Origin of the sequence: Nocardioides hankookensis (genome assembly GCF_042658885.1) — a bacterium.
GTDB classification, from domain to species: domain Bacteria; phylum Actinomycetota; class Actinomycetes; order Propionibacteriales; family Nocardioidaceae; genus Nocardioides; species Nocardioides hankookensis.
Window position 1 is genome coordinate 105,984 of record NZ_JBHSRJ010000003.1, and the last position, 22,726, is coordinate 128,709.

22 protein-coding genes are annotated in these 22,726 nt (G+C 72.5%); 7 read left to right on the forward strand and 15 right to left on the reverse strand.

All coding sequences use genetic code 11. The features are described 5' to 3' along the window. Positions 1-25: 25 nt before the first annotated feature. The 4 genes from ACFPYL_RS05700 to ACFPYL_RS05715 form a co-directional block, all read right to left on the reverse strand. On the reverse strand, positions 26-1,399 hold the full coding sequence (locus ACFPYL_RS05700) for a cytochrome P450 (RefSeq protein WP_379151485.1): 1,374 nt from the start codon (positions 1,397-1,399) through the stop codon (positions 26-28). 142 nt (positions 1,400-1,541) lie between these two features. Then, entirely contained in the window at positions 1,542-2,429 is an 888-nt protein-coding gene (locus ACFPYL_RS05705) for an alpha/beta hydrolase (protein WP_379151487.1), read from the reverse strand. Further along, complete coding sequence (locus tag ACFPYL_RS05710; protein ID WP_379151490.1) at positions 2,426-3,022, reverse strand: TetR/AcrR family transcriptional regulator; 597 nt, start codon at positions 3,020-3,022, stop codon at positions 2,426-2,428. The genes ACFPYL_RS05705 and ACFPYL_RS05710 overlap by 4 nt, the downstream gene beginning before the upstream one ends. Continuing rightward, positions 3,022-4,365 (reverse strand): flavin-containing monooxygenase, encoded by a 1,344-nt coding sequence (locus tag ACFPYL_RS05715; RefSeq protein WP_379151493.1) that lies wholly within the window; start codon positions 4,363-4,365, stop codon positions 3,022-3,024. The genes ACFPYL_RS05710 and ACFPYL_RS05715 overlap by 1 nt, the downstream gene beginning before the upstream one ends. A gap of 55 nt (positions 4,366-4,420) precedes the next feature. Between ACFPYL_RS05715 and ACFPYL_RS05720 the strand changes: the two genes are divergently transcribed. Next, the gene (locus ACFPYL_RS05720; RefSeq protein ID WP_379151496.1) at positions 4,421-5,143 is read left to right on the forward strand and encodes an SDR family NAD(P)-dependent oxidoreductase; all 723 of its coding nucleotides are present in this window, start codon (positions 4,421-4,423) and stop codon (positions 5,141-5,143) included. Between the two features lie 80 nt (positions 5,144-5,223). Here the strand turns inward: ACFPYL_RS05720 and ACFPYL_RS05725 are convergent, their stop codons facing one another. Continuing rightward, on the reverse strand, positions 5,224-6,615 hold the full coding sequence (locus ACFPYL_RS05725) for an FAD-binding oxidoreductase (protein WP_379151499.1): 1,392 nt from the start codon (positions 6,613-6,615) through the stop codon (positions 5,224-5,226). A gap of 42 nt (positions 6,616-6,657) precedes the next feature. On the opposite strand from ACFPYL_RS05725, the gene ACFPYL_RS05730 reads away from it, so the two are divergent. Continuing rightward, on the forward strand, positions 6,658-7,224 hold the full coding sequence (locus ACFPYL_RS05730; protein WP_379151501.1) for a CG0192-related protein: 567 nt from the start codon (positions 6,658-6,660) through the stop codon (positions 7,222-7,224). Here ACFPYL_RS05730 and ACFPYL_RS05735 read toward each other — a convergent pair. The 7 genes from ACFPYL_RS05735 to ACFPYL_RS05765 all read right to left on the reverse strand — a co-directional run bounded on the left by ACFPYL_RS05735 (position 7,208) and on the right by ACFPYL_RS05765 (position 14,350). After that, on the reverse strand, positions 7,208-8,101 hold the full coding sequence (locus ACFPYL_RS05735; protein WP_379151503.1) for a sucrase ferredoxin: 894 nt from the start codon (positions 8,099-8,101) through the stop codon (positions 7,208-7,210). The genes ACFPYL_RS05730 and ACFPYL_RS05735 overlap by 17 nt on opposite strands. After that, on the reverse strand, positions 8,098-9,219 hold the full coding sequence (locus ACFPYL_RS05740; protein WP_379151506.1) for a cupin domain-containing protein: 1,122 nt from the start codon (positions 9,217-9,219) through the stop codon (positions 8,098-8,100). The genes ACFPYL_RS05735 and ACFPYL_RS05740 overlap by 4 nt, the downstream gene beginning before the upstream one ends. 11 nt (positions 9,220-9,230) lie before the next feature. Continuing rightward, the gene (locus ACFPYL_RS05745; RefSeq protein WP_379151509.1) at positions 9,231-9,473 is read right to left on the reverse strand and encodes a hypothetical protein; all 243 of its coding nucleotides are present in this window, start codon (positions 9,471-9,473) and stop codon (positions 9,231-9,233) included. A gap of 93 nt (positions 9,474-9,566) precedes the next feature. After that, the gene (locus ACFPYL_RS05750; protein WP_379151512.1) at positions 9,567-10,373 is read right to left on the reverse strand and encodes a hypothetical protein; all 807 of its coding nucleotides are present in this window, start codon (positions 10,371-10,373) and stop codon (positions 9,567-9,569) included. A 34-nt stretch (positions 10,374-10,407) separates the two neighbouring features. After that, complete coding sequence (locus ACFPYL_RS05755; RefSeq protein WP_379151514.1) at positions 10,408-13,365, reverse strand: helix-turn-helix transcriptional regulator; 2,958 nt, start codon at positions 13,363-13,365, stop codon at positions 10,408-10,410. A 70-nt stretch (positions 13,366-13,435) separates the two neighbouring features. Continuing rightward, positions 13,436-13,588 (reverse strand): hypothetical protein, encoded by a 153-nt coding sequence (locus tag ACFPYL_RS05760; RefSeq protein ID WP_379151517.1) that lies wholly within the window; start codon positions 13,586-13,588, stop codon positions 13,436-13,438. 108 nt (positions 13,589-13,696) lie between these two features. Then, entirely contained in the window at positions 13,697-14,350 is a 654-nt protein-coding gene (locus ACFPYL_RS05765) for a Type 1 glutamine amidotransferase-like domain-containing protein (protein WP_379151520.1), read from the reverse strand. Positions 14,351-14,494: 144 nt separating this feature from the next. On the opposite strand from ACFPYL_RS05765, the gene ACFPYL_RS05770 reads away from it, so the two are divergent. Next, entirely contained in the window at positions 14,495-14,947 is a 453-nt protein-coding gene (locus ACFPYL_RS05770; protein WP_379151523.1) for an HIT family protein, read from the forward strand. Between the two features lie 3 nt (positions 14,948-14,950). Here ACFPYL_RS05770 and hutI read toward each other — a convergent pair whose 3' ends face one another. The 3 genes from hutI to ACFPYL_RS05785 are packed head-to-tail and all read right to left on the reverse strand — an operon-like array spanning position 14,951 to position 18,563. Continuing rightward, on the reverse strand, positions 14,951-16,099 hold the full coding sequence (hutI, locus tag ACFPYL_RS05775) for an imidazolonepropionase (protein ID WP_379151526.1): 1,149 nt from the start codon (positions 16,097-16,099) through the stop codon (positions 14,951-14,953). Further along, positions 16,096-17,382, reverse strand: coding sequence for a formimidoylglutamate deiminase (locus tag ACFPYL_RS05780; protein WP_379151529.1), 1,287 nt, complete (start codon positions 17,380-17,382; stop codon positions 16,096-16,098). The genes hutI and ACFPYL_RS05780 overlap by 4 nt, the downstream gene beginning before the upstream one ends. Next, positions 17,379-18,563: an allantoate amidohydrolase gene (locus ACFPYL_RS05785; protein ID WP_379151532.1), complete on the reverse strand. Its 1,185-nt coding sequence runs from the start codon at positions 18,561-18,563 to the stop codon at positions 17,379-17,381. Before ACFPYL_RS05785 ends, ACFPYL_RS05780 begins: the two co-directional genes overlap by 4 nt. A gap of 23 nt (positions 18,564-18,586) precedes the next feature. On the opposite strand from ACFPYL_RS05785, the gene ACFPYL_RS05790 reads away from it, so the two are divergent. The 4 genes from ACFPYL_RS05790 to ACFPYL_RS05805 all read left to right on the forward strand — a co-directional run bounded on the left by ACFPYL_RS05790 (position 18,587) and on the right by ACFPYL_RS05805 (position 22,706). Beyond that, positions 18,587-19,210 carry a nitroreductase family protein gene (locus tag ACFPYL_RS05790; RefSeq protein ID WP_379151535.1) on the forward strand — a complete coding sequence of 208 codons (624 nt, stop codon included), beginning with the start codon at positions 18,587-18,589 and terminating at the stop codon, positions 19,208-19,210. A gap of 91 nt (positions 19,211-19,301) precedes the next feature. Beyond that, entirely contained in the window at positions 19,302-20,627 is a 1,326-nt protein-coding gene (locus ACFPYL_RS05795) for a M20/M25/M40 family metallo-hydrolase (protein WP_379151538.1), read from the forward strand. Beyond that, a complete protein-coding gene (locus ACFPYL_RS05800) occupies positions 20,624-22,072 on the forward strand; it encodes an MFS transporter (RefSeq protein WP_379151540.1) in 1,449 nt (482 codons plus the stop codon). Before ACFPYL_RS05795 ends, ACFPYL_RS05800 begins: the two co-directional genes overlap by 4 nt. 109 nt (positions 22,073-22,181) lie before the next feature. Continuing rightward, positions 22,182-22,706 (forward strand): DnaJ family domain-containing protein, encoded by a 525-nt coding sequence (locus ACFPYL_RS05805; RefSeq protein ID WP_379151542.1) that lies wholly within the window; start codon positions 22,182-22,184, stop codon positions 22,704-22,706. Positions 22,707-22,726 lie beyond the last annotated feature (20 nt).

Genomic DNA, 22,726 nt, shown 5'->3' on the forward strand with positions numbered 1-22,726 from the left:
ACGTCCACGGTCGTGGACGAATCGTTTATCGGGTGACGCGGATCCTGGCTCCGTTGCGCGGCACGCTGGTGATGTTGCGGACCTTGGGCTCGTCGTCGCCGACAGCACTGACGTCGTACGCCGCGAACACCTCGCGGAGCACGGCGACGCCCTCCATCAGGGCGAAGCCGGCGCCGATGCAGCGGCGGACGCCGCCGCCGAAGGGGATCCAGGTGTTGGTGGGCGGGTTGTGGCCGAGGAATCGCTCGGGGCGGAAGGCGTCCGGGTCCTCGTGGTTGTCCTCGCGCTGGTGGGCGATGATGATCGACGGCCCGACCGTGGTGCCCTTCGGCAGGTCGTAGCCGGCGATGGTCGCGGGCTGCATGAGGGTGCGGACCACCATCGGAATGACCGGGTGGAGGCGCATCGACTCCTTCATCACCGCGTCGAGGTAGTCGTCGTCGCCCTCGGCCGCGGCCTGCCGGCAGCGCGCCAGCAGCTCGGGGCTCCGGCCCACCTCGAACAGCGCCCAGGCCAGGGCGGTCGCGGTCGTCTCGTGGCCGGCGAGCAGGAGGGTGACGAGCTGGTCGCGCAGCTCGGTGTCGCTCAGCGCGTCGCCGTCCTCGCCCTGGACGATCAGCTTGGAGAGCACGTCGGAGCGCTCGGCGAGGTCGGAGGCCGTACGGCGCTCGCGGATCTCGGCGTACATCAGCTGGTCGAGCAGGCGCTGGTTGTCGACGGTGCGCTTCCAGGGGCCGTACTTCTGGAGCTTCGGGTAGCCCCAGCCGAGCAGGATCGCGGGGCTGATGTTGACGACGGCATTGACGCACGGGCGCAGCTGCGCGAGCCGGGACTCGTCGGTGACGCCGAAGACGACGCGCAGGATCACCTCGAGGGTGAGCCGGTTCATCCGGTCGAGCGAGCGGAACTCCTCGCCCGGGCGCCACGTGGCGACCTCGTCGCGGGCGACCTCGGTGACGAGCGACTGGTACTCGCGCAGCGCGTGCCCGTTGAACGCCGGCATCAGCAGCTTGCGGGCCCGCTTGTGCTCCGAGCTGTCCTGGAGCAGCAGCGAGTGCTCGCCCATGATCGGGCCGAGGATGCCGTTGGCCTTGCCCGCGTGGAAGACCTCGGGGTCGCCAGCGAAGATCTCCTTCGCGTGCTCGGGCCGGGTGAAGAACACCAGCGGCCGGCCGCCGGGGGCGAGCCGGACGGTGAAGACGTCGCCGTACTTCTTGCGCAGGTGCGGGTGGAACCAGTGCCGGAAGCGCAGCAGCCCGGCCGTCTGGAGCAGCACCGGCCACTTCGGGCCCGGCGGCAGCCCCGTCAGGTCGACCGGCGGCAGCTTGCCCTGGTTGCCGGGACTCATCCGGCGCATCCGCTCGGTGGTCAGCTGGTCCACGTCATCCAGGATCGTCACCCTGGCGACGGTACGCCCGCTATTGAATGGGCGTCAATAGTGTCGGCGGCGTCCGACTCCTCGGGCACTTCGTGAACTTCTCGGTGTTTGCAAAGGCCGAGAAGTTCAGGGATACCCGGTCAACCGGGTATCCCTGGGAGAGCTACCCCAGCACCCGCGTCAGGAAGGCGACCTGATGGGCGACGACGGCGTCGTGGCAGGGCTTGCCGGCGTACACGTCGAAGTGGTCGCCGGGGTAGTGGCGGACCTCGGCGCGGGCGGCGAAGGCGGCCTTCATGGAGGAGTGCGGCGGGGCGCTGCGGTCGAAGTCGGCGACCTGGAAGAGCGCGGGACAGCCGATGTCGCCGGCGCTCTTGATCGGGCGGTGCCCGCCGAGCTCCATGCCGACCGTCGCGTCGATCTCGTTCACCCAGCTGGGACCGGCGATGGCGAGGTAGTCGTCCATCGACCCCTCGATCGTCATCGCGCCGAGCCGACCGGGAGGCGCGACGACCGGCATCATGACCGGCGCACCGAGCTTGCTGCGGAAGCCCGCAACGGTCGAGCGAAGCATCTCGGCCTTGGTGTGCGTGGCCAGCGCGTGCCGGCCCGCGGCGAGGCCGTCGACCAGCGGGGTCAGGGCCACGACCGCGGCGACGTCGGAGCGACCGGCCGCGGCGGAGATGACGTGGCCGCCGGCGAGCGACGTGCCCCAGAGCACCAGTCGCTGCGGGTCGACGCCGGGCAGCTTGGCGGCGGCCGACATGGCCGCGCGGTAGTCCTCCAGCTGGCCGACCATCGAGACCGTCTGCCGGGGCGAGCCGCCGGACAGGCCGAAGCCGCGGTAGTCGAAGGCGAAGACGTCCAGGCCGGCGGCGGCGAGCGCCTCGGCAAAAGGCACCAGTCCCGAGTCGACCGTGCCCGCGAGCCCGTGCGCCATCACGACGACCGGGCGGCCGGCCTCGGTCGCGAGGGCGTCGCCCTGACCGGTGAAGTGCGAGGCGGCGCACTCCACCCCACCCGAGACGAAGGTGATCGGATCGGCCTTCATGCGGTCCTCCCGTAGATGCTGGTCAGCCAGACGTGGACGACCGCCTCGAGGTGCCGGTCCCAGTCGAAGTCCGCCGGCGCGTGCACCAGTCGGCCGAGCGTCTGGGCGTTGAGGTCGAGCAGGGCGGTCGCGACGGCGTGCGCGTCGGGTCCGTCGGGCGCGCGCCCGGCGGTCCGCTCCCCCTCGATGACCGCGGTGACGACGGTGATGAAGGACGCCTGGTAGGCGTCCCACTGGTCGCGTACGGCGGAGCTGGTCGCGCGCGCCTCGAGCATCGCGCGGTAGAGGTGGATGCGGTCGCCCCAGCCGCGGAAGATCGTGCGGATCGCGGTCGTGACGCGCTCCTGCATGACCTCGTCGCCGCCGAGCAGGTCGGCGGCGTCCCAGCCCTGGTCGTACATCTCGTCCATCAGGGCGCCGACCGCTGCCGCCTTGTTCTCGAAGTAGAAGTAGAAGGCCGAGCGGGTCACCCCCGCGCGCCGCGAGATGTCCGCGATGTTGATCGCGTCGAGGGTGTGGGTCTGGAGGTAGGCGTCGAGCGCCTCGAGCAGCGCCGTACGCCGCTCGTCGCCCTTGGTCGCCCCCGGCGCCATCACGCGCGCCCCGCCAGCACAGGTGCGCCCTGGGCGCGGGCGCGCTTGCGGCCGGCCGGGAGCTCCTTGGTGCGCATCTGGTGCTCGTAGACGAAGTAGTCGAGCTGGTGGGTGTGCCGCGGCCGGTCGAGCATGTGGCCCATGTAGAGGTGGTCGTCGGCCTTGATCGTCTCGTGCATCTCGGCGATCGAGGGCGGCACGTACTCACCCACGGCGTACGCCGCGATCAGCCGCGCCTGGCTCTCGACGAACGGGAAGAGGGTCGGCGTCGATTGGGCGAACCCGACGAAGAGCAGGTCGTCGATGCCCGGCTTGATGATCCGCTTGTAGAGGTCGATCTTGTTCTCCGGGGCGCTGAGGAACTCCGGGTCGAAGAACGGGAACGTCAGGTTGTAGCCGGTGGCGTAGATGATCACGTCGAAGTCGGACGACGTGCCGTCCTCGAAGTGCACGGTCTCGCCGTCGAGCCGCGCGACGTTGCCCTGGGGCGTGACGTCGCCGGACTTCAGCCGCAGCGGCAGCTCGCCGGACTGGGTCGGGTGCGCCTCGAAGAACTTGTGGTTGGGCGCCGGCAGGCCGTAGAGCGTCGGGTCGGAGTAGGTGAACCGCTGGCCCCACTGGGCGGCCTTGCGCTGCCAGGACAGCGGGAGCTGCGGGATGGTCCGGTAGTTCATGTCGGCGGCCTTGCCACCGACCAGCTTGGGGACGATCCACGCGCTGCTGCGCGTCGACAGGGTGACCTCGTTGCGCAGTGCCCGCTGCGAGAGCTCGACGGTGATGTCGGCGGCGCTGTTGCCGAGGCCGACGACCAGGATCCGCTTGTCCATCAGGTGCAGCGGCGTCCACGGGTCGATGTAGTGGTGCGAGTGGATCGTCTCGCCGGTGAACTCGCCCGGGAAGTCGGCCATCCGCGGGTCCCAGTGGTGCCCGTTGCCGACCACCAGCAGGTCGAAGCGGCGGGTAGCGCCGGCCTGGTCGAGGATCTCCCAGCCGCCGCCGTCGAGCCGCTTGGCGCTGACCACGCCGTTGCGGAACTCGATGTGCTCCCGCAGGCCGAACGCGTCGGCGTACGCGTCGAGGTAGTCCTTGATCTGGGTGTGGTGCGGGAAGTCCGGGTAGTCGTCGGGCATCGGGAAGTCCCGGAACGACAGCTGGTGCTTGGACGTGTCGATGTGCAACGACCGGTAGGCGCTGCTGTGCCCGTTGGGGTTGCCGAAGGCCCAGTTGCCACCGACCCGGTCCGAGGACTCGAAGGTGGTGTACGGGACGCCGTAGTCGTTGAGCATCTTGCTGGCCGTGAGCCCGCTGATGCCTGCACCGATGACCGCCGTGGTGGGTAGCACGCAGGGGACGCTAGGCCCTAAGTTGACACGCGTCAACTAATCCAGAGGGAGAGACATGGGCGAGCAGTCCGACCGCGTGGCGGTCGTCTTCGGTGGAGCGTCGGGCATCGGGGCGGCCATCGCCGCCCGGTTCACGGCGGAGGGGTGGCGGGTCGAGATCGCGGACCTGCCGACGGTCGACGTGACCGACGAGGCCACGGTCGCCGCCTTCCTGGACGGCGTGGTCTCGGCGCACGGACGCCTCGACACGGTCATCAACAGCGCCGGCGTCTCGACGCTCGGCCTGGTCACCGACCTCGCCGTCGAGGAGTGGCGCCGCGTCGTGGACGTCTGCCTGACCGGGGCGTTCATCGTGATGAAGCACGCGGGCCAGCGGCTCTCGGCAGGCGGCTCGATCATCTCGCTGTCCTCGCTCAACGCCCGGCAGCCGGGCGCGGGCCTCGCGCCGTACTGCGCCGCGAAGGCGGGCCTCTCGATGCTCACCGAGGTGACTGCACTCGAGCTCGGGTCGCGCGGCTTCCGCGTCAACGCGATCGCGCCCGGCCTGGTCGTCACGCCGCTGACGCAGCCGGCCATGGACATCGCGGGCATCGAGGACGACTACCTCGCCAACACTCCCCTGGGCCGCTCCGGCACGCCCGACGAGATCGCCGAGGCCGCGCTCTACCTCGCCAACGCACAGTGGGTCACGGGCGAGGTGCTCGACATCAACGGCGGCGCCCACCTGATGCGCTACCCGGACCTCAACAAGCACGTCCTCGCGATGCTCGGTGGTTGAGGTGCGAAGGCGCCCTGGCGCCTGAGCCTCGAAACCTCCGAGTACTCGACGGTGGTTTCGAGGCTCGCTGCGCTCGCACCTCAACCACCGACGTCGAACACCGCGCCGGGGTTGAGGATGCCGTGGGGGTCGAGGGCGTGCTTGATGCGCTCGTTGAGGGCGAGGGCGTCGGGGCCGAGGTAGTCGGCGAGCCACGGCCGCTTGAGGCGGCCGACGCCGTGCTCGCCGGTGATGGTGCCACCGAGGGCGATGCCGAGGTCCATCACGTCGGCGTACGCCGCGGTCGCGCGGGCGGCCTGGTCGGCATCGGCGGGGTCGAAGACGATCAGCGGGTGCGTGTTGCCGTCGCCGGCGTGGGCGACGACGGCGATCAGCACCTCGCGCTCGGCGGCGATCCGCTCGATGCCGCGGACCAGGGCGCCCAGCTGGGGCAGGGGTACGCCGACGTCCTCGAGCAGCAGCGAGCCGTGCGGCTCCATCGCCGGGATCACCATCCGGCGGGCCGCGACGAACGCCGCGCCCTCCTCGGGGTCGTCGGTGTGGAAGACCTCGGCCGCGCCGTTGCCGTCGCAGACCTTCGCCATCTCGGCGATCTCCTCCGCGGCCCGGGCGCCCGGCTCGTCGGACTGCATGACCAGCATCGCCTCGGCGCCGCGGTCGAGGCCCATCCGGGTCAGGTCCTCGACGGCGTTGATCGACGTACGGTCCATGAGCTCGAGCATCGACGGCCGCAGGCGACGGGTCAGGTCGAGGACGGCGGCGGTCGCGGCGTCGAGCGACCCGAAGGTCGCCACCAGCGTCGACGGCGCGCGCAGCGCCGGCACCAGCCGGAGCACGACCCGGGTGATGATCCCCAGCGTCCCCTCGCTGCCGACGAAGAGCTTGGTGAGCGACAGCCCCGCCACGTCCTTGAGCCGCGGCCCGCCGAGCTCGACAGCGGTGCCGTCGGCGAGCACGACGGTGAGGCCGAGGACGTAGTCGGTGGTGACGCCGTACTTCACGCAGCACAGGCCGCCGGCGTTGGTGGCGACGTTGCCACCGATCGAGCAGATCTCGTACGACGAGGGGTCGGGCGGGTACCAGAGCTCGTGCGCCGCGGCGGCCTGCTTCACCGCCGCGTTGAGCGCGCCCGGCTCGACGACGGCCGTGCGCGTGGTCGGGTCGATCTCGATCGAGGTCATCCGCTCGGTCGAGACCACGAGACAGCCGTCCTGCGCGGTCGCCCCGCCGGACAGCCCGGTGCCGGCACCGCGTGGCACGACGCCGATGCCGTGCTCGGCGGCGAAGCGTACGGCGGCCTGCACGTCAGCGGTCGACGTCGCGCGGACCACCGCGAGCGGCGCACCTGCGGCCGGGTCGAGCGCCCGGTCCCAGCGGTACTTGTCCATCCGCTCGGCATCCGTGACGACGGCTCCGTCGGGCAGGGCGGCGACGAGCGGGGCGAGGTCTGCGAGGTCCGGGGTGACGGCCATCACCCCAGTCTGCACGTCGGGGGCGCGGTCTAGGGTCGGACCATGGCCCTTCTCCACCACGCGTCGCTGACCCCGTCGAAGTCCGAGCTGCTCGCCGCCTGGCTGCCGGGCCAGCCGTGGGCGGAGGGGCTGAGCGGGCTGAAGCCGTTCGGCAGCTACCGCCTCGACGACCCGGAGGGCGAGGTCGGCCTGGAGGGCATCCTGGTGCGCAGCGACGACGGCACCGTGCTGCACGTCCCGCTGACCTACCGCTCGGCGCCGCTCGACGGCGCCGACGCGGCGCTGGTCGGCACGACGGAGCACTCGGCGCTCGGCACGCGCTGGGTCTACGACGCGCCCGCCGACCCGGTGTGGCGCTCGACCCTGGCGACGACGGTGCTCACCGGCGGCGTCGGCGCGGAGGAGTACTTCGAGGTCGACGGCGAGCGCGAGACGCGCGAGCCCAGCGTCGCCGTCGCCGGTACCGGTGCGCTCGGCACCGAGGTGCCCGCCGACCTCGAGACCGTCGTCGTCCGCCGGGTCGGTGAGGAGCTCGACGTCGACGCGGTCCTCACCGGCGCCTGGGACGGCGGCTCCGGCGTGCTGGCCGGCGTCAGGAACGGCGGCTGACCGACACCAGCTCGTGCGCGGGCACGGGGTTGTCGCGGCCGGCCTTGCAGGTGAGGCGCGCGGTGGTGTCGCGGACGGTGCGCACCTGCACGTCGTACGTCGCACCGGCCACGTCGAAGGCGGCGCCGCCGGCGGTCCGCCCGACCAGGACGACCGCGTCCTCGCGGGTCTCACCGAGCTCGCGGCGCAGGAAGATCTCGGCGGCCTGCACCGCCATCGGCTGCGACGACCGACCCCGCAGGTGGTCGAGGTCGAGCTGGCCCGAGAGGTGCGAGCCGGCCACGGAGATCGCGGCCACCGGGTCGAGGCGCCCGTAGTAGAGCCCGTGCGGGAGCACCACCATGTTGGCGGCGAACCGGTCGCCGCCGACGTGCGACACCTCCCAGGTCTCCTCCGGGTGCGCGCTGTCGAGCGCCTTCGCCACCGGCCGGCCACGCTCGGCGCAGCAGGCGTCGTGGCGCCCGTTGGTGCAGACGCAGAAGACCGAGCCGTCGTACGCCGTGAGCCCGCTGGACCCGCCTGCGCGCAGCGAGCCCAGGTCGACGTCGAGCACCTCGCGCGGGTCGGAGAGCCGGCCGGCCTCGAGGCGCGGGCGCGCGGGGTCGGCGTACGCCGCGAAGACGCGCAGCCCGTCACCGTCGGGCGTCGAGCTGAAGCGGCGGATCAGCAGGATCTTGGCCTTGTGCTCAGCAGCCCGGCGCTGCAGCTCGGCGCCCAGTCCGTCGGGGAGGCGCGCGTCGCGCAGCGCCTTGTCGCCCCACGGGCCGACGTGCTCGAGGAGCAGCCAGGTACGGACATGGGTGGCCGTGCCGAGGACCGACTCGTCGCGCAGCAGGCTGGCGGCGGCGCAGCGGAACCCCGGTCCGGACGGGTTCACGCGATCTCCAGCAGGCCCTCGCGGATCAGTCGTCGGCACAGCACCAGGTTGCTCTCCGGGTCCAGCGGCAGGTCGGCCGGGGTCAGCTCGCCGCGGGCGCGGACCTCCTCGAGGGCGCCGCGGATCCGGGCCGGCGCCGTCATGGTCCGGTCGCCGAGCAGCACCTCGAGCCGGTCGCCGCGGTCGAGCAGCACGCAGGGGTGGCCAGGGCGGCGACGCAGCCGGGTGGTCGCGTCGATCGCCTCACGACCGAGCACGTCGCGCAGGCCACCGGCGAGCCGCGGCGGGCGCGAGGTCAGGAACCGTCCGATCTCGGCCTCCACCGCGGCGGGCGCGTCGACGCGTCGTACGGCGTCGGCGAGCGCCTCGAGCCGGTCGGCGAGCGCGTCGGCGAGCTGACCGGGTTCGTCGAGGTAGCCGGCCGGCAGATGGTCGTCGGGCACCTCGGCGAGCACCGGCTTCACGCTGCGCTCGACGAGGCCGCGCCAGGTGAGCTGGTTGATGCCGAGCGTCACGTGGAGGGAGACGGTCTCCTGGGCGCGGGCGGCGTGCGGGGTGCCGGTGGGCAGGTACATCGAGAGCCCCGGCTCCAGCAGCACCTCCTCCGGGCCGTCGGGTCCGTGGACCTCCCACTGCTTGGAGCCGGCCGTCTGGAAGACGAAGACGTCGTGGGTGTCGGAGTGGACGGCGAAGCCCTGCGCGCCCGGCGGCGTCAGGTAGGCGTTGGCCTGGCAGGGGTGGCCGAGCTCCAGCTCCAGCTCGGCGACCAGGTCGGTCAGCGGCTGCCAGTAGCGCTGGAGGCCCTGGAAGACGATCGTGGCGCCGCCGTCGAAGAGGTCGAGCGCCTTGCGGGCGTCGACGAGCCCGGTCACGGGCTTGCCCGCGAGCGTCGCGCTGCGGGTGTACGACGACTCCGGCAGCACGCTGCCGTCCTTGGCGACCCGGATCGCGGGTGTGCGGATCGCGGTCGAGGTCAGCAGGTGGTCGGCGTCGTCGAGGGAGAGCAGGCCGACGAGGTCGGCCGGGTCGGTGCGGTGCAGGTGCACGCGGGACGCCCAGACCTTCTCCAGGAAGGTCCGGGCGTCACCGCTCAGCAGGTCGAGAGCCCCGTGGTTCAAGGGGAGGTCTCTCAGGAGTCGGTGCCGTCGCTGTCGGAGCCGTCGCCGTCGGTGCCGTCGCCGTCGGTGCCGTCACCGTCGGACGAGTCGCCGTCCGTGCCGTCGCCGTCGGAGCCGTCGCCGTCCGTGGTGTCGGTCGCGTCGCCGTCCGTGCCGTCACCGTCGGTGCCGTCGGCGTCGCCGCCACCCGTCGGTACGTCGCCGCCCGGGCCGGTGGTCATCTCGTCGTCGTTGAGGGGCTCTTCGGGGGTCATGGGTCCTCCCTGGATCCGGTGTTGGGGTCGGGTGCGTAGGTGTCGATCATGTACCCACGCGACCCCGCCGTACACCGTGCCGACGGGTGAACGTCAGCCGTTCACCCGCTGTACGGCGCGCTCCGTCCCGAGCTCCGCGCGGAGCTCGGGGTGCGCGAGGTAGAGACGAAGCACGGTCAGCACGACGACCGGGTCGACCGCGAGGGTGGCGACCCTGATCGTCGGGTCCGACGGCCAGCTCGCCTGCGGCACGGGCTCGACCGTCAGCCAGCTGTCGACCTGGTCGGTGACCTCGGTCCACAGGATCTTGCGGCCCGGGCGCGACCAGTGGTCGCGGAACCCGGCGATCTCCTCCCACCGGAGGGTGGGCGTGCGCTGGCCGGTGCGGAGCACGATGCCCGTCGGCAGCAGCACGAGCCCGCGGTCCTGCGCGCGCCGGCCGCGTGCGGCGCCCACGGCACCGGCGAGGAGCAGCAGGCCGAACGCCACCAGGACGACGCCGCCGATCGCGGCACCGACCTCGCCGTCGCGGATCCCGAGGACGACCGCCGCGACCGAGCCGGCCAGCAGCAGCGCGCCGAGCACCGCGAGCGCGAGCACGGTCGACCGCTTCGCCGGATGCGTCGGGACGAGCAGACCGGGCTGCCCGTCGACGACCACGGTGCGGGCCGGCAGCCGCCCGGTGTTGCGCTCGAACGGCACCACGCCCAACGCGGCACCGACGACCGCCAGCCCGGCTGCGAGCAACGGCTGACCGGCCGCGAGGCGACCGACCGCGGCCACGAGGAGCACGACGAGGACCAGGACGCCTGCGGCCTTGAAGAGGAGGTTGCGGCGCGGCTCGACGTGCCACCCCTCGCCGCGCTGGCGGAAGCGCAGCGGCGTCGGCTCCGTGGTCACCCGCGCCTCCTACCCGCGCGGGCGCGGGTCAACCTCAGCCGGGCAGCAGCCCCTTGCGGCGGGCGATCGCGGCGGCCTCGGTGCGCCCGGACGCGTCGAGCTTGGCGAGGATGTTGGAGACGTGCACGGAGACCGTCTTCGCGCTGATGAAGAGCTGCTTGGCGATCTCGCCGTTGGACCGGCCGTCCGCGACCAGCGTGAGGATCTCGGTCTCGCGGGGCGTCAGCGAGTCGGAGGTGCTCTCGGACCGCACCGCCGTCGACCCGATCGCCTTGAGCTCGTCGAGCAGGGGCTGGGCGCCGAGCCGGTGCGCGACCTCGCGGGCCAGGTCGCCCTGCTCCCGGGCACCGGCGGTGTCGCCGGTCGCACGCAGGATGCCGGCGTAGGTCGTGCGCACCTGGGCCAGCTCGTGGACGTGGCCGAAGTCCTCGAAGCACGTCACTGCCTCGCGCCAGGTCTCGACGAGCACGTCCTGCGGCGGCGCGCCGACGCCGGTGAGCCAGCGCACCCGCAGGGTCTCGGCGTCGAGCCGCTTCTTCCAGGCCCGCCCCTCGGGTCCCCAGTGGCCGGACGGGTCGGAGTAGCGCTGCACGACCTGGTGGCCGTCCTCGCTGATCCGCTCGACCTTGTCGACGTACGCCGCGCGCTCGGCCGCGGACATGTCCGCCATCGACCGGGCCACGGCGGCGACCGCGATGGCGCCGAAGCGGATCCGCGCGCTGAACCACTCGTGCCAGGTGCGGCCCAGGACCGTGACCACGTCGTCGTACACCTGGACGGCACCGGCGGCGTCGCCGCGACGTCCGGCCTGCACCATCTCGAGGGCGGCGGAGTGGATGGCGACCGCACCCTCGCGCGCCCAGAAGCGGCGCAGCTTGCGGGCCTCGGCCGCGACGTCGGCGCCGCGGCCCTGCTCGACGCTCATCCGCAGCGACGACAGGATCGCCCGGGGGATCGGCGGCGGCGTCTCGCCGTGCAGGTGGGTCAGGTCGAGCACGTCGTCCCACGCGCCGCGGACCCAGCGGATCCAGGAGAGCTGGACGCGCGACTCGAGGGCGTACGGCGCCCAGGTCAGCCCCGCGCCGACGGCCCGGTCGATGGCGCTGCGGAACCACTCCTCGGACTGGTCGAACTCCGCCCAGTCCTCGAACGAGCGACCGAGCAGGAAGCGGGCGCGCAGCTCGGCGTGGATGGCGTCGGCCTGCTCCGCGCGGGCGACCGCCTCGACGAGCGCCTCGCGCAGACCCTCCTTGGGGCCGGTCTTCTTCAGGCCGCTGAGCGTGGTGATCGCCTCGGACGCGAGCCGGTGCAGGTCGAGCCGCTCGTTGAGTGCGAGCGCCTCCATGCCCACGGTCTGGGCCTCCTCGTAGCGGCCCATGCCGGCGAGCACCCGCGCGTGCACCGTGAGCGCGCGGGCGCGCCACTTGTTCTCGCCCTCGGGAGCCAGCGCGAGCGCCTCGGCGGAGATCTCGGTCGGGTCCTCGTCGGTGTCGACCACGATCAGGATCCCGGCGCGGGCGGTCAGCATCCGCGAGCGCCAGCGCGGCGGGGCGTCGTCGGGCAGCCGGTCCAACTGCTCCTGGATCAGCGCGACCGCGCGCTGCGGGTCGCCGCTCTCGCTGAGCGCCTCGGCGGCGGCGATGACGAGCTTGTCGACCTCGATCTCGGATCTCTCGCAGCGGCGCGGGTCGCTGAGCAGCTCGAGGGCCTGCTGGTAGTGGAAGGCCGCCTCGTCCGGACCGGCCACCATGGCGGCCTCGTCGCCCGCCTGGACGCTGGCGCTCAGGGCGGTGTCGAGGTCCATCGCCAGCCGGGCGTGCCGGGCCAGCTCGGCGGCGGTGCCGCGGGCCGCACCGGACTGGAGCGCCTCGACGTACCGCGCGTGCAGCCGGACCCGCTCGCCGGGCAGCAGGTCGTCGTACACCGCCTCGCCGAGGAGCGCGTGCCGGAAGGAGTAGCGGGTGTCCTGGGCCAGCAGGATGTTCATCTCGACGGCCTTGCGCAGCCCCTCGTCGAGGGCGGTGGCGTCGAGACCGGACGTCGCCGCGAGCATGTCGTGGGAGACCCGACGACCGGAGACGCTCGCGGTCCGGACCACGAGCCGGGCGGCGTCGTCGAGGCGGTCCAGGCGGACGAGGAGCACGTCGGCGAGGTCGTCGGGCACCCAGCGGCCGGGGCCGGCGGCCGCACTGGTGAGCTCCTCGACGAAGAAGGCGTTGCCCTCGGCGCGGTCGACGATGCCGACGAGCTCCTTTTCGGCCAGCCCCTCGGGCACCAGCTCGGCGATCAGCTCGCGCACGGAGTCGTCGTTGAGCGGCGGCAGCGCGACCCGCTGGACGCCGCGGATCCGCGACCACTCGGCGACCTGACGGCGGAGCGGGTGGCGGCGGTGCAGGTCGTCGGAGCGGTACGACGCGATGACCGCGACCGGGCCGTCGAAGGGGCGGGAGAAGAGGAAGCTGAGGAGGTCGCGCGTCGACTGGTCGGCCCAGTGGGTGTCCTCGATGACGAGCAGGACCGGCGTGAGCGCACCGACGGTCTCGAGGAGGGTGTGCACGGCCTCGAAGAGGTCGGCACGGTCGAGGGCGCCACCCTCGCCGGAGGAGCTGTCGGCCCCTCGTGTGGTGGAGCCGAGCACCCGGCGGCCGGGCTGGAGCCGGGTCAGGGCGGGGTACTGGGTGGCGACCTGCTCGACGACGTCCGGCAGGTCCGCGGCGATCCGGCCGAGCACCTCGGAGAAGGGGAGGTAGGGCAGCGCGCTGTCGCCGAAGTCGAGGCAGTGGCCCGCGAAGACCTGCCAGCCCTCGGTGAAGGCGAGGTCGCGGAGCTCCACGAGCAGGCGGGTCTTGCCGACGCCGGCATCACCCGACAGGAGCACGACACCACCCGGCTGCGGCGTACCGCCTCCGGACGGACCGACGCCGAGCGACGAAGCAACCTCCGTCAGCTCGGCGTCTCGCCCGACCAGGGTCCGACTCGTGTGTGCTGCCACGTCGGCCATGATCCCGTGTTCTGTTGTCGTCTGCTCGCCTATTTCGGGGCTTGTCATTGCGCGCGCCCGATCAGCGCAGCTTGTTCCAGGTGAGGCCTCCGACGTCCTCGCTGCGGTTGATCCGGCGCCGCTTGCGGCGGCCGGCGATGTCGGACTGGATGCGGTTCAGGCGGTAGTCCAGCTCGGACTTCACGTAGTCGCGGTGAACGGTGTTGTCGTACATGGTGGGCTCCTCAGCTCCTCGCCTTACGGGTGGGGCGATGAGACGAGGTTCGTCGTCTGAGGTAGGCCGGCACATCGGACAGGTGCCTTATCCGACGTCACGCCTGCCTTAGATGCGGCACCAGGTCCCTTCGGAGACGACGTCGACGGCGCCGTCGACGACCCGGATCGCCGACTCGTCGTCGAGGACGTACGCCGGCACGCCGACCTCGGCCGCCCACTGCTCCGCCGCCTCGATCGTGTTGCTCGGGAAGACGTCGAGGTGCGGGAAGATCGAGAAGTCCACGACGCCGAGCGTGCGGTCGTCGGGCGCACCCGCCCACTCGACGAAGAGGTCGCCGATCCGGGGCGTCATCACCATGCTGCCGGCACTGATGCCCACCCAGACGGTCTCGGTCAGCTCGGGCAGCAGGTCGGCCAGCCCGGACTCCCGCATCCAGTGGGCGAGGTACGTCGCGTCGCCGCCGTCGACCAGCAGCACGTCTGCCTCACGGACCCACGGGACCCAGCGCTCCGCGCCGATGGTGGGCAGCGCGGTGAGCTCGAGCAGGCCCACCGACCTCCACCCCATGCCGGCGAGCAGCCACGGAGGCCCTCCCACGACGAACCCGCGAGCCCCGACCGGGCCGCACATCGGGTGCCCCCACTGCGCCGTCGGGACGCACAGCGCGGTGCACTCCTCGATCGGCTTGCCGAGCATCTCGACGAGCGCGGCGTGGATGGTCGGGTTCGTGACGCCTCCGGACGTCAGCAGCAGCTTCATGGTCGTCATGATCGCCCGGCCGGCCGGAACTCATCGGTGCGCCGCACCCCGCCTTCCGCGGTTGCACGCACGTGCGTTCATGGTGAACACACGTGCGTGCAACGGAGTAGCGCCCGCCCTCACGCACCCGGGAGCATGGCGCGCATGACACCGGACGCGACACCGACGACACAGCGGTGTGTCTTCTGCGCCATCGCCGACCGGCGGGCCGAGGCCAGCGTCGTGCACGACGACGAGACCGCCGTGGCCTTCATGGACCTCTGCCCCGTCACACCGGGCCACCTCGTCGTCGTCCCGCGGAAGCACTCGGCAGGCCTCGGCGACCTCGACACGGCGACGGGCGCCCACATCTGGTCGGTCGGGCACCGGCTGGCGCGCGCCCTGCGCCGCTCGGACCTGCGCCCCGACGGGATCAACGTCCTCGTCTGTGACGGCGAGGCCGCGCTCCAGACGGTCTTCCACTTCCACCCGCACGTCATCCCCCGCTACCTGGGGGACGGCTGGACCCTCGGGACCGAGTCGCCACCCGCACGCGAGCGGGCGCTGCTCGACGCCGACGCGCAGACGATCCGGGAGGCCCTCGCCGCCATGACCTGACCGTCAGGTGGTCGGGCGGCCGCCCAGCCAGGTCGCGGCGACGAGGGGCACGCCGGGCCGGTAGGCCAGGTGCACGTGGCTGGGCGCGTCGAGGACGACCAGGTCGGCCCGCCTGCCGACGGTGAGCGCTCCGACGTCGTCGCGGTCGAGCGCCTGCGCGCCGACGTACGTCGCGGCGTGCACGGCCTCGGTGGGGGTCATCCCCATCTCGCGGACGGCGAGGGCGATGCACAGCGGGAGCGAGCTGGTGAAGCACGAGCCGGGGTTGCAGTCGCTCGCGAGCGCGACCCGGACGCCGGCGTCGATCAGGCGGCGCGCGTCGGGGTAGGGCTGCTTGGTGGAGAACTCGACGCCGGGCAGCAGCGTCGCGATGGTGCCCGAGTCGCGGAGCGCGGCGACGTCCTCGTCGGCGAGGTAGGTGCAGTGGTCGACGGCGACGAGACCGAGCTCGGCGGCCAGCCGGACGCCGGGACCGTAGGTGAGCTGGTTGGCGTGCAGCCGTCCGCGCAGACCGGCGGCGTCGCCGGCGGCCAGCACGGCGCGAGCCTGGTCCTCGTCGAAGGCTCCCCGCTCGCAGAAGACATCGATCCAGCGGGCGTGCTCCTTCGCGGCCTCCAGCATGGGGCCGGTCACGAGGTCCACGTACGCCGCGGGGTCGCCCTCAGGCACCACGTGAGCACCGAGGAAGGTCGTCTCCTCGGTGAACTGACGGGCCACGGCGAGCGAGCGCGCCTCGTCGCGGACGGTGAGCCCGTAGCCGCTCTTGATCTCGACGGTCGTGGTGCCCTGGCGGCGCATCTCGTCGACGAGCCGCGCGACGTGGCTGGTCAGCTGCTCGTCCGTCGCGGCGCGGGTGGCGGCGACGGTGGTGCGGATACCACCGGCGGCGTAGGGCGTCCCGGTCATCCGGGCCGCGAACTCCGCGGAGCGGTCGCCGGCGAAGACCAGGTGGGAGTGGGAGTCGACGAAGCCCGGGATGACCGCGCGACCGCCGACGTCGACCTGCTCGTCGGCCGCCGGGGCGTCGGTGCTCGACCCGGCCCAGGCGACCTTGCCGCCCTCGATCACGATCGCCGCGTCCTCGACGGTCATCGGTCCCTCGGGATCGCTCGTGAAGAGCTCCCCGATGTGGGTGATGACGGTGCTGCTCATGCGTGGACCTTCCCGATCGCGGCCGCGAGCTCGCGCCCGATCTCCTCGTCGTCGCCGGCTGTGTAGGCGACGCGGCCGTCGACGACCACGTGGGTGACGTCGGCGGCGGTGGCCGCGAAGACCGCGGTGGCCTCGTCTGCTCCGGTCCCGGCGGTCCGGGTGGTCTCGGTGCTGAGGGTGACGAGGTCGGCCCGCTGGCCGACCGCGATGGTCCCGGCGTCGTCGAAGCCGAGGGACTCGTGCGCCGTGCCGGCCGCGAGCAGCTCGGCGGCGGTCCAGTGCCCGCGCGACTGGGTGGCCAGCCGCTCGTCGAGCTCGAGCGCGCGCATCTCCTCGAACGGGTCGATGACCGCGTGGCTGTCGGACCCGAGGGTGAGGACGGCCCCCGCGAGCGCGAGGGCACGGCCGGGGCCGATGCCGTCGCCGAGGTCGCGCTCGGTGGTCGGGCAGAAGCAGGCCCGCGTCTGCGTGGTGCCGAGGTGGGTGACGTCGGCGCCGATGAGGTGGGTGGCGTGCACAGCAGTGGTGCGCGGCCCCAGCGCGCCGACGTCGTGCAGCAGCTGGGTCGGGGTCACGCCGTACGTCGCGAGGCAGGCATCGTTCTCCGCTACCTGTTCCGACAGGTGCACGTGCAGCGGCCTGCCGGCCGTCGCCTCGACGACGGTGCCCAGCTGGCCCTTCGGCACCGCCCGCACGGAGTGGATGGCCGCACCGACGTGGTCGTGGTCGATCGCGGACACGCGCTCTGCCCAGCGGCCGGCGTCGCCGTCGGTGTAGCGGACCTGGGCACCCTCGGGCGGTCGACCGAACCCGCTGCTGAGGTAGCAGGTGTCGAGCAGCGCGATCCGGATCCCGGCCTCCGCCGCCGCCGCGATCAGCGCGTGCCCCATCGCGTTCGGATCGGCGTACGGCGACCCGTCGGGCTGGTGGTGCAGGTAGTGGAACTCCCCCACGCTCGTCATCCCGGCCGCAACCATCTCGCGGTAGGTCGCCCGGGCCAGCTCGAAGTAGGTGTCGGGCGTGAGCCGCCCGGCGACGGCGTACATCTGCTCGCGCCACGTCCAGAACGTCCCGCGCTCACGTTGGGTGCGGCCGCGCAGGGCCCGGTGGAAGGCGTGGCTGTGGCAGTTCGCCAGGCCCGGGAGGGTGAGGCCGGCGAGGCGCGTCCCACCGACACCTCCCGGCGTGACGGCGGTGAACCGCCCGTCCTCGATCTCCACCAGCACGTCGTCGCGCACGGCGCCGTCGACCCACGCGCGCTCGAGGAGGTACGACGCGCTCACCGGGCGAGCCTGTCGAGCGTGTCGGCGAGGGCGGAGACCCCGACGAGGCAGTCGGCGACCGACGCCTCCTCGAGCGGCGAGTGCGAGATGCCGGTCGGGTTGCGGACGAAGAGCATCGCGGTCGGGATCCCGGCCGCGGACAGGATGCCGGCGTCGTGGCCGGCCTGGGTCGGGATGACCGGCCAGTCCCCGCCCTCGTGGTCGGCGGCGACGTCGGCGGCCAGGGCGGGCGAGAAGGCGACCGACCCCGACACCGACTCCGCGGTCACGGACAGCGACGTGCCGTCGCGGCCGGCCCGCTCCGAGCCCTGGCGGGTGATCTCGTCGACGAGCGACGCGAGCGCGTCGTCCGTCGAGCATCGCGCGTCCAGCCAGGCCGTCACCCGCGACGGCACGGCGTTGGTGCCGTTGGGCTCGACGGCGATGCGGCCGAACGTCGCCCGCTGGCCCGCCACCCGCGCCTGCTTGTTGGCGGCCAGGGCGGTCATCGCGTAGGTGAGCATGGGGTCCTGGCGGTCCTCCATGCGCGTCGTGCCGGCGTGGTTGGCCGAGCCGGTGAAGTCGAAGCGGTAGCGCCCGTGCGGCCAGATCTCGCTCGCCACCCCGATGGCCGCGCCCCGGTCGACCAGGTCGCGGCCCTGCTCGACGTGCAGCTCGACGAAGGTCCCGACACCGTCCAACAAGGTGGAGGACCCGCCACCGACCACGTCGCCGAGCGGGACGCCGTCGCGGTCCCGCAGCTCGCGCGCGGACTCCCAGGAGGTCGCGCCGGTCGCCAGCCGCGAGCCCAGGCAGGCCAGGCCGAAGCGCGACCCCTCCTCCTCCACGAACACCGACACCCCGACCGGCCGGTTCGGCACGACGCCGCGCGACCGCATCAGGTCGACCGCCGCCAGCGCCGCGACGACGCCGAGCGGACCGTCGTACGCGCCACCGTCGAGCACCGAGTCGAGGTGCGAGCCGGTCAGCACGGCGGGGCCGTCGCCGACGTCCCACCAGCCCACGACGTTGCCGAAGTCGTCGCTCTCGACCCGCAGCCCGCGCGCGGCGCACTGCTCGACGAACCACGCCGCCAGCTCGCGCTCGGCGGACGCGAAGGGCTGCCGGAAGTAGCCGCCCGACGTCGCCGACCGCCCGACCGGGGCCAGGTCGGTCCACATCCGCTCGAAGTCGTCAGGCATCGCTCTCCCTATCCTTGGCGACCATGGAGTTCCAGGACGTCGTCCGTCACCGCAAGATGGTCCGCAACTACTCGACCGAGCCGGTCGACCCGGCGGTCGTCGACCTCGCCCTGCACAACGCGACCCGCGCGCCCAACGCCGGCTTCAGCCAGGGCTGGGCGTTCCTGGTGCTCGACACCCCCGACGACGTACGCCGCTTCTGGGTCGCGACCGCCGACGACCTCGACCACCCCGACGAGTGGCTCACCGGCATGATGAAGGCGCCGGTCGTGATCCTGCCGTGCTCCAGCAAGGCGGCGTACCTGCGGCGCTACGCCGAGGACGACAAGGGCTGGACCGACCAGGACGAGGCGCGCTGGCCGAAGCCGTTCTGGGACATGGACACCGCCATGGCGAGCCTGCTGATCCTGCAGACCGCGACCGATGCCGGCCTCGCCTCGTGCTTCATCGGCGTGCCGCCCGACAAGGACACCGCGGTCCGCGCGGAGTTCGGGATCCCCGACGACTTCGACCCGGTCGGCGTGGTGACGATCGGCCACCAGGCTGTGGACAACGGGGGAGGCGACGGCGCCGCGGGCTCGCCCACCCGGCGCAAGCGCAAGCCGGCGGCGGACGTGGTCCATCGCGGGCGCTGGACACACGGCTGAGGGCACCCGCCCAGTCCATCGGCGCAGCGCCGTCGGGTCAACGAGCCAGGCCGGCCGGCAGTCTCACATCCGAGACGAATAGTCTCCGGCCGTGATCGATCCCGCCGTCGCCAAGCTGCAAGCCCTGGTCCGCATCCCGACCGTCTCGAACCGGGACCCCGACCTCATCGACGTCGCGGCGTTCGACGAGTTCGTCGCCGAGCTCGCGCGGCAGTTCCCGCTGCTGCACGAGAGCCTCGAGCTGACCCGGGTGGACACCCACGGCCTGCTCTTCCACTGGGCGGGCGACAGCGCGGAGCGATCGGTCGTGCTGATGGCGCACCTCGACGTCGTCCCCGTCGAGGAGGACGCCCCCTGGCAGCACCCGCCCTTCGGCGCGGAGATCCACGACGGCTCCATCTGGGGCCGCGGCACGCTCGACGACAAGGGCGAGCTGGTTGCGATCTGCGTCGCGGTCGAGGCACTCCTCGAGCAGGGCTTCACCCCCGCCCAGGACGTCTGGCTCTCCTTCGGCTGCAACGAGGAGGTCTCCGGCACGTCGGCGGTGCTGGCGGTCGAGGAGCTCACCCGCCGCGGCGTACGACCGTGGTTCGTCATCGACGAGGGCGGCGCGATCGCTGCCGAGGCGTTCCCGGGGGTGGCGGTGCCGGTCGGCGTCGTCGGCGTCACCGAGAAGGGCGTGACCTCGCTGGAGCTGCGCGTCGACGGTCGCGGCGGGCACGCCTCGACCCCGGCGAAGAACGGCCCGACCGTGCGCCTCGCCAAGGCGCTGGCCCGCCTCGACAAGCACCCGATGTCCGCGAGCGTCCCCGACCCGACCATCGAGCTCTTCCGCCGGATGGCGCCGCACGCCCCCAAGGCGCTGCGGCCGCTGATGGCCAACGCGACCCGGCTGCGCCCCGTGCTCACCCGGGCGCTGATCGCCGCCGGCCCCGAGCCGGCCGCGATGACGCGCACGACGTTCGCGATCACCACGCTCTCCGGCTCGCCCGCTCTCAACGTGATCGCGTCGACCGCCAAGGCCGGCGTCAACATCCGGATCATGGTCGGCGACACCGTCACCGGGGTGCTGGAGCACGTCCGCAGGACGATCAACGACGACCAGGTCCAGGTGACCGTGGTCGAGGAGAACGAGCCGAGCCCGATCTCCCCGATCGACGACGATGCCTTCGCGCTGATCGAGTCCACGATCGCCGAGGTCTTTCCCGACGCGATCCCCGCGCCGTACGTCATGATGGCGGCCACCGACTCGCGGTTCTTCACCGAAATCTGCTCCCGGGTCTACCGGTTCGCCCCGTTCCGGATGACCAAGGCGCAGCGTGAGTCGATCCATTCGTACGACGAGCACCTCGGGGTCGACGCCTTCGTCGACGGCGTGCGCTGGTACCAGCTGCTGATCGAGAGGATCCCCCGATGACGACCATCACCCACGACCCGCGCGCGAAGGGTCTCTTCGCGATCGTCGGGTTCCTGGTCTGCGTGGAGCTCGCCAGCGGCATCCTGCAGGGCTACTACACGCCGATCTTCAGCGACATCGCCGACCACCTCGGCATCGCCGACGCCGACGTGAACTGGTTCGAGGCCGCGCAGCTGATCGTCTCCGCCCTCGTGGTGCCGCCGCTGGCCCGGATGGGCGACCTGGTCGGCCACAAGAAGGTGCTGCTCCTCTCGACGGCGGTCACGGCCCTCGGCTCGTGGGTCATGGCGTTCGCGCCGTCGTTCGCGACCTTCCTGGTCGGCTCGGCGCTCCAGGGTGCGTACGTCGTGTGGCTGCCGCTCGAGGTCGCGATCATCTACCGGCGTACGGCGGGCTCCCCGCGCCAGAACCATCTCACCCGTCGGTCCGCCGCGATCCTGGTCGGCGCCCTCGAGCTGGCCGTCATCATCGGCGCGCTCACCTCCGGCGCGCTCGTCGAGGCGACGTCGATGACGGTCCTGCTCGCGCTGCCGGCCATCGCCGTGACGCTCTGCTTCGTCGTCATCTGGTTCGGCATCGAGGACATGGAGGGCACCGCCACCGGCGGCATCGACCTCGGCGGCCTGGTGCTGATCACCTCGTCGATCGGCCTCGTGATGGGCGGCCTGATCGCGATCCGCCTGGACGGCCCGGGCAGCCCGCTGCCATGGGCGCTGATCGTGCTCGGCCTCGTCGTGCTCTACGTCTTCGGCCGGTACGAGCTCGCCCAGGAGGAGCCGCTGGTCGACGTACGTCTCCTCCAGACGGCCGGCCAGTGGCCGGTGCAGCTGACGGCGTTCCTCTTCGGCATGTCGGTGCTCGGCGCGCAGATCCCGCTGTCGACCTTCGCCCGCACCGACCCCGACGTCGCCGGCTACGGCCTGGGCGCGAGCGCCGGCTTCGTGTCGACCCTGATCGGTGTCTACGTCATCTTCCTGGCGATCGGCGCGTTCACGCTGCCGCTGACGTCGCGGGTCCTCGGCCCGCGCGGCGCGCTGGTGATGTCGTCGCTGCTGGTCGCCCTCGGCTACGCGCTGTGGCTTCCCTTCCACCACGAGACCTGGCAGGCGCTGATCAACATGGCTGTCGCCGGCCTCGGCTCGGGTGCCCTGGTCGCGGCCCTGCCCGCGACGGCGGCCGCCGCGGCGCCGCCGGAGCGCACCGGCTTCGCCACCGGCATGACCAACGCGACCAAGACCATCGGCGGTGCGATCGCGTCGGCGATCTTCGCCATCGCGCTGTCGGCCACCGGCTCGATCGACGACCCGACCGAGGGCCACGCCCCGCTGTCGGGCTACCTCACGGTCTGGACCGTCTGCGCGGTCGCCGCCCTCTGTGCCGCGCTCGCCCTGCTGATGCTGCCCAAGAACGTCGCCGAGGAGCCGGCCCTCCCGCTCGTTCAGTAGGACTGGCTGGCGGGCCGTCGGGATAGCCAGCTGCGAAACGGCCCTTCAGGAGGGCGACCAAGGGCCATTTCGTCCCTGGCTATCCTGGCGGGGCCGGAGGTGATGGCCGATGACCGAGTCCCAGGAGCAGTCAGGCGAGCAGTCACAGCCGCGCAGCAGGGAGGCCGACCGAGCCGCTGCGGCGGCTCGCATCCAGCACCAGAACACCTGGGTGGACCTGCAGATCCGCCAGGCCCAGGAGCGCGGCGAGTTCGAGAACCTGCCCGGCGCCGGCAAGCCCATCGAGGGCCTCGGCGGTGACCACGACCCCGACTGGTGGCTGAAGAAGCTGGTCGAGCGCGAGCGGATCGCCGTGCTGCCGCCGAGCATCGCGCTGCGCAAGGAGGACGCCGAGCTCGACGACCGGCTCGACACGATCAACGTGGAGCGCGACGTACGGCGTGAGGTCGAGGAGTTCAACGAGCGCGTGATCCGGGCGCGCTACTCCCTCTCCGCCGGCCCGCCGCTGATCACGATGCCGCGCGACGTGGACGAGACCGTCGCCGCCTGGCGGGAGCGCCGCGCGGCCCGCCGCGTCCCACGGAGCGAACCCGCTGTCCCGCCCCGCAAGCGGCACTGGTGGAATCGTCGCTGATGGCCGAGGGGGCCTCGAGA